The sequence below is a fragment of the Lawsonibacter sp. LCP25S3_E2 genome (genome assembly GCF_052117285.1).
Classification (GTDB): domain Bacteria; phylum Bacillota; class Clostridia; order Oscillospirales; family Oscillospiraceae; genus Lawsonibacter.
In genome coordinates this window covers 35,479-47,409 of sequence record NZ_JBQKJL010000020.1, presented here as the reverse complement: position 1 = coordinate 47,409, position 11,931 = coordinate 35,479, and the positions used below count along the sequence as shown (strand labels likewise).

General features: G+C 57.9%; 12 protein-coding genes. 4 read left to right on the top strand and 8 right to left on the bottom strand.

Annotation, left to right across the window (positions count from 1 at the left end):
* Positions 1–136: 136 nt before the first annotated feature.
* From ACTQ3R_RS14050 to ACTQ3R_RS14020, 7 genes are all read right to left on the bottom strand, one after another.
* The gene (locus ACTQ3R_RS14050; RefSeq protein ID WP_441779838.1) at positions 137–1,039 is read right to left on the bottom strand and encodes a DUF2156 domain-containing protein; all 903 of its coding nucleotides are present in this window, start codon (positions 1,037–1,039) and stop codon (positions 137–139) included.
* Between the two features lie 56 nt (positions 1,040–1,095).
* Entirely contained in the window at positions 1,096–2,193 is a 1,098-nt protein-coding gene (locus tag ACTQ3R_RS14045; RefSeq protein ID WP_441779839.1) for a metallophosphoesterase, read from the bottom strand.
* Positions 2,194–2,317: 124 nt separating this feature from the next.
* Positions 2,318–2,860, bottom strand: a complete 543-nt coding sequence (locus ACTQ3R_RS14040; RefSeq protein WP_441779840.1) for an NADH peroxidase — start codon at positions 2,858–2,860, stop codon at positions 2,318–2,320.
* Positions 2,861–2,874: 14 nt separating this feature from the next.
* Positions 2,875–3,291 (bottom strand): Fur family transcriptional regulator, encoded by a 417-nt coding sequence (locus ACTQ3R_RS14035; RefSeq protein ID WP_441779841.1) that lies wholly within the window; start codon positions 3,289–3,291, stop codon positions 2,875–2,877.
* Between the two features lie 135 nt (positions 3,292–3,426).
* The gene (locus tag ACTQ3R_RS14030; RefSeq protein ID WP_441779842.1) at positions 3,427–4,113 is read right to left on the bottom strand and encodes a TVP38/TMEM64 family protein; all 687 of its coding nucleotides are present in this window, start codon (positions 4,111–4,113) and stop codon (positions 3,427–3,429) included.
* Positions 4,114–4,221: 108 nt separating this feature from the next.
* The gene (gene metF, locus ACTQ3R_RS14025; RefSeq protein ID WP_441779843.1) at positions 4,222–5,088 is read right to left on the bottom strand and encodes a methylenetetrahydrofolate reductase [NAD(P)H]; all 867 of its coding nucleotides are present in this window, start codon (positions 5,086–5,088) and stop codon (positions 4,222–4,224) included.
* Between the two features lie 45 nt (positions 5,089–5,133).
* Entirely contained in the window at positions 5,134–5,892 is a 759-nt protein-coding gene (locus ACTQ3R_RS14020) for an exodeoxyribonuclease III (RefSeq protein ID WP_441779844.1), read from the bottom strand.
* Between the two features lie 240 nt (positions 5,893–6,132).
* Between ACTQ3R_RS14020 and asnA the strand changes: the two genes are divergently transcribed.
* The 4 genes from asnA to ACTQ3R_RS14000 all read left to right on the top strand — a co-directional run bounded on the left by asnA (position 6,133) and on the right by ACTQ3R_RS14000 (position 11,210).
* Positions 6,133–7,146 (top strand): aspartate--ammonia ligase, encoded by a 1,014-nt coding sequence (gene asnA / locus ACTQ3R_RS14015; protein WP_441779845.1) that lies wholly within the window; start codon positions 6,133–6,135, stop codon positions 7,144–7,146.
* Positions 7,146–7,826 (top strand): vitamin B12 dependent-methionine synthase activation domain-containing protein, encoded by a 681-nt coding sequence (locus tag ACTQ3R_RS14010; protein ID WP_441779846.1) that lies wholly within the window; start codon positions 7,146–7,148, stop codon positions 7,824–7,826. Before asnA ends, ACTQ3R_RS14010 begins: the two co-directional genes overlap by 1 nt.
* Positions 7,816–10,206 (top strand): homocysteine S-methyltransferase family protein, encoded by a 2,391-nt coding sequence (locus ACTQ3R_RS14005; RefSeq protein WP_441779847.1) that lies wholly within the window; start codon positions 7,816–7,818, stop codon positions 10,204–10,206. Before ACTQ3R_RS14010 ends, ACTQ3R_RS14005 begins: the two co-directional genes overlap by 11 nt.
* Positions 10,207–10,340: 134 nt before the next feature.
* Positions 10,341–11,210, top strand: coding sequence for a glycoside hydrolase family 25 protein (locus ACTQ3R_RS14000; RefSeq protein WP_441779848.1), 870 nt, complete (start codon positions 10,341–10,343; stop codon positions 11,208–11,210).
* 175 nt (positions 11,211–11,385) lie between these two features.
* Here the strand turns inward: ACTQ3R_RS14000 and ACTQ3R_RS13995 are convergent, their stop codons facing one another.
* Positions 11,386–11,862, bottom strand: coding sequence for an RpiB/LacA/LacB family sugar-phosphate isomerase (locus tag ACTQ3R_RS13995; protein ID WP_441779849.1), 477 nt, complete (start codon positions 11,860–11,862; stop codon positions 11,386–11,388).
* Between the last annotated feature and the right edge of the window lie 69 nt (positions 11,863–11,931).

The following is an 11,931-nucleotide window of genomic DNA, read 5'->3' as shown; positions in this document are numbered from 1 at the left end:
CCGCTTTGTTGTCATGCCCTAATGTCGCAAAAGACAGCACACAGCTTGCTTTCGCTTTGCTGTGTGCTGCCTTTGTGAGGTTCCTTACTTGCTAACTAAGTGACATTGGCCAAATTGGCCGGGACCATTTTTTATATCAGCAGAAGGCGCAGGGCTCCTCCACCGTGACCGTATATTTTTCCAACAGGGCAACGGGATGATAGGACAGCTTGCTGGTGCGCAGGCCCGGATCTCCGGTGTCGTCCTCACGATTAATGAAGGCGACCCCCTCGTGGGCAAACTGCTGGGCAAACTGGGCCACCAGCATCTGATAACAGCCCTCATAATCCCGGTCAGCCTTCTCAATGTGGGTGAACAGGGTGTCGCCAATGATCTCCCCTAGAGAGAAGCCCACGATTTCTCCGTCTACCAGGAGCATACCGCCCAACAGATCGTAGGACTGGTAGTTGTCCAGCACCTCGTGGGTTTTGGTGATGTCCTCGTGGAAGGTGGCGGCGGACTTGTCCCACCGGCTGGCATAACGGTCCAGAAATGCCTTCACCTGAGGAATATCTGCTGGTTCAATGGGGCGGAAGAGCCAGTTTCCATAGGTTTTCAGGAACTTGTTTACGTGGTTGCGCTGGCCGCTCAACTTTTTGCCCCGGAAGTATTTCAAATCCTCTGCCCGGTACAGGTAGTCGAAGTTGTCCCGTTCGGCAGCGGCAGTGCTGTTGGGGAAGAACTCCTGAAGCCGCTCCAGCTCATCCTTGGGAACGGGGTAGAAGGCAATGGGCATATTCCGGCGGCAGCAGTAGGCGGCAATCTGGGTGTAGTGTTCCCAACGTCCGCCCCCCAGAGGAAGGGTAAAGGTCTCTCCCAGGCCGGGATAGAGCACTTTAAAATAGAGGGAGCCGTCGTAAATGGCCCACTCCGTTTTGTACATATCCCGCCAGATGAACACAGTGCCGGGGGTGGTGTCGCAGATACGGCTGCCGCTGTATCCAAAAAACGGCCGCAGCTTGGGAAGATCTTCTAATTGCAGGGGTTGGAAGTCTAACATAAATTCAAATCCTTATTTCCGGTTCTGAGCAGAGGTTTTTCCCCTGCCAGATCCTTTTATCGTTGTATATCGGTAATACGGCCAAAGTACCAACCGGTTACCCCGTCCTTTTTACATAAGGAGGCGTTTTTTGTCTGCCAAACCACAGTGAGGCGGTCGCCAGGGGTAACGGGGAGACGGTAATCGGTGGAGTCCTCGCACCACAGGCCCTCTGGCCCCTGGCGGAGATAGGCGTTGAGCACCCAGAGCTCCCGGCCCGTCTCCACATGGCGGCACCAGGACAGCTCCTCTCCCTGCTCCAGGAGCTCCAGAGCGGAGCGGCCCCAGCGGATATTGAGGCTGTCCTCACTGGGAGCCTGAGCATCCAGAGCCGTACCGGTGGGAAGGCCGTCCCAGGCGGTCCAGGAAAATTCCAGAGAATCGGGAGAAGGGAGAATCAAAGCATTGAGCTGGCCATCCGCTTTCAGCACGCAGCCTCCGTCAATGGAAGCGATCTTCCGGTCTGGGAGGAGAATGGGGGCGGCGGAGGGAATTTGGGGGTTATACAAGGTAACGGGCCAGTGGCCCACCACCACCCACTTGTCAAAGCGGTGGCCCTGGGAGAGAAAATCGTCGTTTTTCATGCAGCGCCAACGGTTGAGACGCTCCATATGTTCCAAGGAAGGGACCCCTCCGTGGACAAAAACCAGACGATCGGTCTCCAGAATGGTGGGCAGAGACTTCAGCCATGCCCATTCCTCCGGGTAGGCTGAGCGCAGGTCCCGGCGCAGCCGGGGCAGATCCTCCAGCTGCTCAAAGCCGCCCTCCCGCGCCAGCTGCCGGATGGCAGATTCCGGGTGTTGGGGGAGGTAGGAGGAGAAGAAGCGCTGGTCCAATGCATCCGTCTCAAAAAAGTTCAGGACCAGTCCGTCGCAGTTGCCGCACAGGGGATAGAGCGTGTGGGTGTGGGACAGCTCCATCAGCCGACGCAGCAGAGCTAGGCTATCCTTGCCCTTCTCGATCATGTCGCCCACCAGAATGAGGCTGTCGTCAGAGGTTAGGGCGATCTTGTCCATCAGAGCAGAAAAGAAGGGGAGGTTCCCGTGAATATCGCTGACGGCAATGACCCGCCCCTTCGGGGAGAGCTGGGGGTGAATGATAATCGGTTCGTCCATGGCATCGCCCCCCTTTCAAGCGGAGAATTGGATGGGTACAGGCAATCATACCATAGAGATAGGGAGAAAATCAAGGGAGAAAAACGCCCCCTTGGCAGGGCCAAGGGGGCGGCAACAGTTAAAATTAGCCGAAGTAACGCTTCAGCAGGCCCTCGAAAGCCTTGCCGTGGCGGGCCTCGTCGCGGGCCATCTCATGGACGGTGTCGTGGATGGCGTCCAGACCCAGCTCCTTGGCCTTCTTGGCCAGCTCGAACTTGCCGGCGGTAGCGCCGTTCTCGGCGTCCACGCGCAGCTCCAGGTTCTTCTTGGTGGAGTCGGTGACTACCTCGCCCAGCAGCTCGGCAAACTTGGCGGCGTGCTCAGCCTCCTCATAGGCGGCCTTCTCCCAGTACAGGCCGATCTCGGGGTAACCCTCACGGTGAGCCACACGGGCCATGGCCAGGTACATACCCACCTCGGAGCACTCGCCCTCGAAGTTCATGCGCAGGCCCTTGATGATCTCCTCATCCACGCCCTGGGCCACGCCCACCACGTGCTCAGCAGCCCAGGTCTTCTCACCGGCCTGCTCCTTGAACTTCTCAGCGGGGGCCTTGCACAGGGGGCAGAACTCAGGAGCGCTGTCGCCCTCATGGACATAACCGCAAACAGTACAAACAAACTTCTTCATAATCGAATTCCTCCTCAATTTAATACAAGTTCTTGTTGATTGGATTGGGTGCAGGTGGGGCACAGCCCATGGAAGGTGAGCTCATGCCTGGAAACTGCAAGCCCATATTGCCGGCTAACGGACTGGTCCAGGTCGCTTCCCAGAGCAATCTTGGGAAGATCGATAACAGATCCGCAGCATTCGCAAACAAAATGGCTGTGGGGCTCAGTCACTGCGTCAAACCGCTCCTGCCCCTGAACCACGCCCACGCTTTGGATGAGTCCGTGGTTTTGGAAAAAAATCAGGTTGCGGTAGACCGTACCTAAGCTGAGGTCGGGGTGGGTCGGCTTAAGCTTTTGATAGACCCATTCGGCGGAGGGGTGACAGTCGGTAGACTGAAGCAAGGTGAGCATATCCGCCCGCTTTTTACTGTATCGTGTGGCACGCTCCATGGCCGGCCTCCTTTCCTTAACAGTAGTAATTCTTATTACGGGCATATACTACCATATGGAAAGACATTTGTAAAGAGGAAAATTCAAAAAAAGTAAAAAAGTTTGGAGCGAGCTGGCAGCCCGCTCCAAACCGTATTATTTCCGATTCTGCCATGCCTTAAACCGGCGCAGCAAAGCCTCTTCCACTTGGTTTCCGTAGCGCATTCCCAGCAGGAAGAGCGCCAGCCCGGCCAGGGCAATGGGGATCATGGCCCACAAAGGCAGGGAAATGGTGGAGCCGCCCAGGGCGCAGGAGAACAGCAGCCCCCAGGGACGGGTGAGAAGCATGATGACAAGAAAGCGGCGCAGCGAGATAGAGGTCAAACCGGCCAGAATACACAGGACATCATCCGGGAAGAAGGGAAACAGAAACGCCAGGGCCAAAAAGATGGGGGCTTTTGCCTCTAAAATAGACTGATATTTCTCCGACAGCTTCCGGCTGACCAGACGGTCGGCAAACTCCCGCCCCAGTCCCCGCGTTAGAGAAAAGACCAGCAGAGAACCGGAGATCACCGCGGCGTAGGTCAGGAAAAAGGAAATCCAGGTACCAAAGAGAACTCCTCCGGCCAGGGAGGTAATATTGCTGGGAATGGGAGCCAGCACTACAGAGAGGAACTGTACCAGGAAAAAGCACAGGTGGGAGTAGGGGGCGAAGCGGTCAATATAGCTGCGCAGCCCCTCTGCAGAGGCGGCGGCGGCAAAAAAACCAGTGTGGTACAAGAAAAAGCCGCCCCCCAGACAGAGCAGGACGGCGGCCGTAAGCAGAGCGATCCGTCGTTTCATAGGCGCAAATTACGCCTCCTTTTCCAGATGTCGGTGGTATTCTATCACATCGGACGGAAAAAAACGACAAAAGACTCCTTAAAAATTTATGAAACTTTCAAAACCTTCTTACACCCGGCGGATGGAGGAGATGCTGCCGGCAATTTGCCGGGCCACATCGGGGTTGTTCATAGTATAAAGGTGGATGCCATCCACGCCGCCGGCGATCAGGTCGGAGATCTGGTCGATGGCATAGGCGATGCCCGCCTCCCGCAGGGCGTCGGGATGATCCCCATACCGGGCTAAAATGCGGGTCAGCTTTCGAGGCATACTGGCGCCGCACATGGATACCATCCGCTGGATGGAGGCCTGGGACAGCACGGGCATAATGCCCGCCTCAATGGGGACGTTGATGCCGGCGATGCGGCAGCGCTCCAAAAAGCGGAAGAAATCTTCATTATCAAAGAAAAGCTGGCTGACCAGGTGCTGGGCGCCGGCGTCCACTTTCTGCTTCAGATGCCGGATGTCGCTGACCAGGTCAGGACTTTCCAGGTGCCCCTCCGGGTAGCAGGCGGCGGAGACGCCGAAATCGCCCCGAGAGTGGATGTAAGTCACCAGGTCGCTGGCGTGGGTAAAATCCGTTTTCGGAGGATAGTCGGGGTTGATGTCCCCCCGAAGGGCCAGGATATTTTCCACACCGTCCGCCTTTAGGTCGGCCAGGAGCTGGTCCACGTCTTCCTTCCCGGCGGCCACGCAGGTGAGGTGGGCCATGGCGGGGACGTGGTAGCGGTTTTCAATAATGGAGGCGATCGCACGGGTGGTCTGGTTGACTTTGGTGCCCCCGGCCCCGTAGGTGACGGAGATAAAATCGGGGCGGATGTCCCTCAGTCCATCCAGCGTGGTATATATGCTGTCCACAGGGGTGTCCCGTTTTGGAGGAAACACCTCACAGGAAAATACGGTTTTTCCTTTGCCAAATAGCTCCGCCAGTTTCATGGTTGGGGCCTCCTTTCTCAATCGAAAATGGAACGGGTATGCCGCTTAGAGTTCCAGCTCCAGCAGCACCGGGCAGTGGTCGCTGCCCTCGATGGTGTTCAAAATTTCGGCGCGCCGGATCTTGTCCCGGAGCCGGTCGGATACAATAAAATAATCAATACGCCATCCAGCGTTGTTCTTTCTGGCGTTGAAGCGGTAGGACCACCAGGAGTAGGCCCCGGTCACGTCGGGGTAGAGATAGCGGAAGGAATCGGTGAAGCCGGAGGAGAGCAGGACGGTCATTTTTTCCCGTTCCTGGTCGGAGAACCCGGCGTTCATGCGGTTGGTCTTGGGATTTTTCAAGTCGATCTCTTCATGGGCCACATTCAGGTCCCCACAGTAAATGACCGGCTTGACCTTGTCCAGGGACATGAGGTAATCCCGCAGATCCTCTTCCCACTGCATGCGGTAGTCCAGCCGTTTGAGTCCATCCTGGGCGTTGGGGGTGTAGCAGCACACCAGATAGAAGTGTTCATACTCCAGGGTGATGAGCCGCCCCTCGTGATCGTGGATGTCCTTGTCCATGCCGTAGGCTACAGCGAGAGGGGTGTGGGGGGTAAAAATGGCAGTACCGGAGTAGCCCTTTTTCTCTGCCGAGTTCCAGTACTCCAAAATCCCCTCCCCCAGGGGGACGTCTGCCTGGCCCTGCTCCATCTTCGTCTCCTGCAGACACATAAAGTCCGGGGATTGGGCCTGGTAAAAGTCCAGAAATCCCTTTTTCATACAGGCCCGCAGGCCATTTACATTCCAGGAAATGAATTTCATACGCCGCTCCTCTGCATTTTAATGTGACTGGTTTTGTCCCATTATACTCACGGGAGGGATTTTTGGCAAGAAAAACCCGGAATGGAGCGCAAAATCCGGCTGCCGCCGTTGCGTTTCTCGCCGGGATTTTGTATAATACTATCTATTGAATTGCCTGCCCGTGTGCCTGCGGCCGGGGCGGACAGATCTCCTGGCCCCGATGGGAGGGTCAGGGAATCCAGATGACAAGGAGTGTCCAATATGAGAGAAATCGTTTTGCCCCAGGGGTATACCCCCCTGTTGTCCATTTACGAGACCCAGAAGGCCATCGACCTTCTTAAGCGGCTGTTTGCCGACAAGCTCTCCGGTGCCTTGCGGCTGCACCGGGTATCCGCCCCTCTGTTTGTGGCGGCTTCCTCTGGCCTGAACGACGATCTGAACGGTGTGGAGCGGCCGGTGTCCTTTGACATTAACGGTGTGGAGGGAGATGCAGTCATTGTCCACTCCCTGGCCAAGTGGAAGCGCCTGGCCCTGAAGCGCTATCAGTTCCAGGTGGGCGAAGGCCTCTACACGGATATGAACGCCATCCGCCGGGATGAGGAGCTGGATATCCTCCACTCCGCCTATGTGGATCAGTGGGACTGGGAGAAGATCATCGCACGGGAGGAGCGTAACCCTGAATATTTGAAGGCTACGGTCCGCTCCATCGTAGGCGCGCTGGCCGACACCCAGAACTTCCTGCGCACCGTGTTCCCCCAGCTGTGCGTGCTGCCCCAGATGTCTACCGACGTGTCCTTTGTTACCACTCAAGAGCTGGAGGACCTGTACCCCGACCTTACCCCCAAGGAGCGGGAGCATGCCTATGTCAAGGAGCACCCCACCACCTTCCTGATGGGCATCGGCGGCAAGCTCCGTTCCGGCAAGCCCCACGACGGCCGGGCCCCCGACTATGACGACTGGGACCTGAACGGTGACCTGCTGGTATGGGACAGCGTGGGAAAGCGGTCCTTTGAGCTGTCCTCCATGGGAATCCGGGTGGACGAGGAGAGTCTGGCACGGCAGCTGAAGCTGGCCGGCTGTGAAAACCGCCGGGAGCTGCCCTTCCATAAGCTGCTTTTGAACGGGGAGCTTCCTCTGACCATGGGCGGGGGCATCGGCCAGTCACGGGTGTCCATGCTGCTGCTGGGTAAGGCCCACATCGGCGAGGTACAGTCCTCCTTGTGGGATGAGGCCAACATAAAGGCCTGCGAGGACGCGGGGATCATTCTGCTGTAATGGCCGCGACCATTTCCATTTCCCGTGTGGACATCGACGAGGTCCTGCGGTACATGGGTTGTCCGCCGGAAAAGGCAGGGGAGGGGCTTCGGGCACTGGTAGAGGACTGCAGCAGAGAGCTGCTGGCTGCGGTGCATCCCCGCTGGGCCTGGCGGGGAGCGTCTCTGACCCATGAAGCGGAGGGTGTGCGGCTGGAGAGCGGGCTTCTTTTGCCTGGGGTAGATCTAAAGGGCCACTTGTCCGGCTGCTCCAGGGCCGCGGTCTTTTGTGCGACCCTTGGTGCAGAGGTTGATACCCTCATTCGCCGGGCGGAGCGGCGGGATATGACCTGTGCGCTGGCCCTGGACTGCTGCGCATCGGCGGCGGTGGAGGAGCTGTGCGACCAGATCGAGCTGGAGCTTCAAAGCAAGTTTCCCGGCTGCTTCTTCCCGTACCGCTATAGCCCCGGCTACGGGGACCTGCCGTTGGAGATCCAGGAAGAGCTGCTCAATTTGCTGGACGCGCCCCGCCGGGTGGGGTTGTGCACCAATGAGAGTTTCCTGCTTACCCCGCGCAAGTCGGTGACCGCCATCCTAGGAATCTCAGAGAACCAATTGGAACCAACACACCGCAGCTGCCTGGGCTGTCCGGCACGGGAGGGCTGCCAGTATCGAAAGGCGGGAGGACACTGTGGACTTTGAAGCGCTGCTGCGGGGGGAGGCTCCCGTAATTCTGGACGGAGGCATGGGCACCATGCTTCAGGCCAAGGGGCTGAAGCTGGGGGAATACCCCGAGGTGGCGGCCCTGGAACACCCGGACTGGGTGAAGGACATCCACCGCTCCTATGTGGAGGCGGGGGCACAGATCTTGTGCGCCAATACCTTTGGAGCCAACCGGGAAAAGCTGCGCCGTACCGGGAAAACGGTGGAGGAGGTCATTCCTGCTTCGATCGCTCTGGCCAAAGAGGCCGCCGCGGGCCGGGCCTTGGTCGCTTTGGATATAGGCCCTACAGGCCAGCTGTTGGAGCCCACGGGCTCGCTGGAGTTTGAGACGGCAGTGGATATCTTTGCCCAGGAGGTGCGCGCCGCGGTGAAGGCCGGCGCGGACCTGGTGATGATCGAGACCATGACGGATCTTCAGGAGTGCCGGGCCGCCCTGCTGGCCGTGAAGGAAAACAGCGATCTGCCGGTTATGGTTTCCCTCACCTATGAAGAGCGGGGCCGGACCTTCCTGGGTCATTCTCCCGCTGCTGCCGCCCTGACCCTGGAGGGAATGGGGGCGGATGTAATTGGGGTGAACTGTTCCCTGGGCCCCCGAGAGATGCCTCCGCTGGTGGAAGAGCTGCGCCGCTGGACCACCTTGCCCATCTCCATCAAGCCCAACGCCGGGCTCCCTGACCCGGCAGGGGCGGGCTATGACATTACCCCCCAGGAGTTTGCCTGCGCCATGGCGGAGCTTACCGAGCTGGGGGTGAAGTGCTACGGGGGATGCTGCGGCACTACCCCGGAGTACATTGCTCTGCTGAAAAAGGCGCTGGATGGCCGAACGATCCAGCCCTATGAGAGAAAAACCATTCCTGCCGCCGTGTGCAGTCCGAATACTGTGGTGCCTATTGACCGGGTGCGGGTCATCGGTGAGCGCATTAACCCCACCGGGAAGAAGCTGATGAAGGAGGCCCTGCGCCGGGGCGATGTGGACTTCATGCTGGGCCAGGCCCTGGAGCAGATGGAGGCGGGAGCGGACATTCTGGATGTGAATGTGGGCCTGCCCGAAATTGACGAGGGGGAGATGATGGTCCGGGTGGTCAAGGCCCTCCAGGGGGTCACCGATGCTCCCCTCCAGATGGATTCCACCCGGCCCGAGGTGCTGGAAAAGGCCCTTCGCATCTACTGCGGCAAGGCCATTGTCAATTCGGTCAACGGGGACAGAGAGACCATGGAGGCCATCTTCCCGCTGGTGAAGAAATACGGCGCCGCGGTGGTAGGCCTGACCCTGGACAAGGAGGGAATCCCCAAGAGCACGAAGGCCCGCATGGATATTGCCCGGCGGATTTTAGACACCGCTCTGTCCTATGGCATCCGGCGGGAGGACGTATACATTGACTGTCTTACCCTCACGGTCTCCGCGGAGCAGGAGGGCGCCGCCCAGACTTTGGAAGCTCTGAGACTGGTTCACAGTGAGCTGGGGCTCAAAACTGTGCTGGGGGTATCGAACATCTCCTTCGGCCTGCCTGCCCGGCCCCTCATCAACCAGAATTTCCTGACCATGGCCATGACCTGCGGCCTGGATTTGCCCATCATAAATCCCAATATGGAGGAGATGATGGCTGCAGTGCGCAGCTATCATTTGCTCATGAACCTGGATCAGGAGGCGCGGGAGTTTATCGCCGCCTATGGCGGGGCCACCATTTCCACCTCGATCACTGCCACAGGCGGAAAGCAGACGTCCGTCCCCATGGGGGGTGAGCGGAGCCTGGGGCAGATCGTGGAGGCCGGCCTTCGGGGGGAGGCGGGGGAATGTACCCGCAAATTGCTGGAGTCCACCGACCCCATGGCCATTGTGGACGACATCCTGATTCCGGCGCTGGACAGGGTGGGGGCTAATTTTGAAGCGGGACGGGTGTTCCTGCCTCAGCTCATCCAATCCGCCGGGGCTGCGCAGGCCGCCTTTGAGGTGATTCGTCAGACTATGCCCGCCCAGCCGGAAGGGACGGAGAAAGCCCCCATTGTACTGGCCACCGTAAAGGGGGATATCCACGACATCGGCAAGAATATTGTCAAGGTTCTGCTGGAAAATTACGGCTATCCGGTGGTTGACCTGGGCAAGGATGTGGACCCGGAGGCCGTGGTCCGGGCGGCGGAGCAGTACCGTGCCCCCTTGGTGGGACTGTCTGCGCTGATGACCACCACGCTGCGCAGTATGGAGCAGACCATCACCCTGCTGCGTAAGGCAAACCTCCCCTGTAAAGTGGTGGTGGGCGGAGCGGTGCTCACGGCGGACTATGCAAAACAGATCGGCGCCGATTTCTATGCGAAGGATGCCAAGCAAAGTGTGGACGTGGCCCGGCAGGTCATCGGGTAACGGCTTCTATCGATTAGAATAAAATCCCTCTCTGATTTCACCGGAAATTGGAGAGGGATTTTTCGCGCGTTGCTATTTCTGTCTGCCTCTGTTATAATGGGGAAAATTGTCGAAGCTCGGAAGGAGGAATTCCTATGAACGACAATCTGCCCGGCGCAGACCGGAAGCAAACCAAAAACTGGCTGGGAATTGCTGCGATGGTCCTGGCCGTTCTGGCCATTGTGATGGCGGGCTCGGCCTTGTATCTGGTGTTAAGAGAGGAATTGGCCCCAGAACCGGAGACCTTCCAATATGGAGACCAGACTCTGCTGGCCATGGAAGACATGCCCCGCAACCCCTATGACCGGGAGGCGTTCTCTCTGGATGAAAAGGGCCGGGTGAACTATGAAAAGGACGGCGTTCGAGCCAAAACCGGGGTGGATGTATCCTTTTACCAGCAGGAGATTGACTGGCAGGCGGTGGCAGCGGACGGAATCGACTTTGCCATCATCCGTCTGGGTTACCGGGGCTACACCGAGGGTGGGCTTATGATGGACGAGCGGTTTGAGACCAACATCCAGGGGGCTCTGGACGCGGGACTTGAGGTGGGAATCTATTTCTTCTCCCAGGCCATTACCCCACAGGAGGCGGAGGCGGAAGCGGCCTTTGTCCTAAATGCCATTGAGGACTACCAGGTGACCGGCCCCATCGCATTTGACTGGGAGCCCATTACCTCCGGTCAGAACGCACGTACCGATGGACTGACCGGTGAGATGCTCACCCAGTGTGCCGGTGCTTTCTGTGCGAAAGTGGCTCAGGCAGGATATGAACCTGCGGTCTATTTTAACCAGGACCTGGGATATCTCCACTATGATCTGCGGGAGCTCACGGACTACACCCTATGGCTGGCTGAGTATGACCATAAGCCGGATTTCTACTACCACTTTGACCTGTGGCAGTACACCCACACCGGCACAGTGGCCGGAATTGAAGGAAATGTGGACCTGAACTTGATGTTCGGGTAATATAGGGGAATCGAACATAAACGAGACGGCCAAAGGCAGTTTGCCTTTGGCCGTCTCGTTGTTTTTCTGCTTGAAACAGTACCCCTTGGATCATAGGCTCTCTGCTTGCCCGACCAGCTGGAGCCTTTGTTCTGGGAATGGGGAAGCGGACAGACAGGCGGGGCGCCGAAGAAAATCAGCGGAAGTTTTCGTTCTCAACTTGAGAAAGAATGGAAAAACCAGTCTCGTTGCGCTTGCGGCGCTCGTCGCTGAAGCCTTCACACCAGTTGGCGGCCAGCCACTTCTCGGCCATCTCGCTGCCCATAGCGTAGCTTACCACATTTTCTCCCATGGCCAACACATTTGCATTGTTGATCAGGGAGCAACGCTCAGCGGTGTAAACACTCTCACAGGCCACACAGTAGATGTGCTTGAACTTATTGACGATCATGCTGACTCCAGCGCCTGTGCCGCAGATGACAATGCCGCGGTCATAGTTTCCGGTCTGCATGGCTTTTGCCAAGTTGACAGCGGCATCGTAGTATGCCACGGGGGTATCTTCCTGGACCATGCCCACATCATCTAAAACATAGCCAAGTTCCAGCAAATGCTTTTTCACGGCCTCCTTCAGCCGAAAACCGGAATTGTCGGATGCCAGCACAACTTTTTTCATAGTAATATACCTCCCATATGTGTAACTGAAATATGAAGGAATGTAAAGCCTGACTAAACTTGTACTACC

Excerpts from the sequence above, each read along its gene's own strand:
- metF (WP_441779843.1), bottom strand. The coding sequence starts at position 5,088 with ATGAAACTGGCGGAGCTATTTGGCAAAGGAAAAACCGTATTTTCCTGT.
- ACTQ3R_RS14020 (WP_441779844.1), bottom strand. The coding sequence starts at position 5,892 with ATGAAATTCATTTCCTGGAATGTAAATGGCCTGCGGGCCTGTATGAAA.
- ACTQ3R_RS14035 (WP_441779841.1), bottom strand. The coding sequence starts at position 3,291 with ATGGAGCGTGCCACACGATACAGTAAAAAGCGGGCGGATATGCTCACC.
- asnA (WP_441779845.1), top strand. The coding sequence starts at position 6,133 with ATGAGAGAAATCGTTTTGCCCCAGGGGTATACCCCCCTGTTGTCCATT.
- ACTQ3R_RS14050 (WP_441779838.1), bottom strand. The coding sequence starts at position 1,039 with ATGTTAGACTTCCAACCCCTGCAATTAGAAGATCTTCCCAAGCTGCGG.
- ACTQ3R_RS14040 (WP_441779840.1), bottom strand. The coding sequence starts at position 2,860 with ATGAAGAAGTTTGTTTGTACTGTTTGCGGTTATGTCCATGAGGGCGAC.
- ACTQ3R_RS14045 (WP_441779839.1), bottom strand. The coding sequence starts at position 2,193 with ATGGACGAACCGATTATCATTCACCCCCAGCTCTCCCCGAAGGGGCGG.
- ACTQ3R_RS13995 (WP_441779849.1), bottom strand. The coding sequence starts at position 11,862 with ATGAAAAAAGTTGTGCTGGCATCCGACAATTCCGGTTTTCGGCTGAAG.
- ACTQ3R_RS14010 (WP_441779846.1), top strand. The coding sequence starts at position 7,146 with ATGGCCGCGACCATTTCCATTTCCCGTGTGGACATCGACGAGGTCCTG.
- ACTQ3R_RS14000 (WP_441779848.1), top strand. The coding sequence starts at position 10,341 with ATGAACGACAATCTGCCCGGCGCAGACCGGAAGCAAACCAAAAACTGG.
- ACTQ3R_RS14030 (WP_441779842.1), bottom strand. The coding sequence starts at position 4,113 with ATGAAACGACGGATCGCTCTGCTTACGGCCGCCGTCCTGCTCTGTCTG.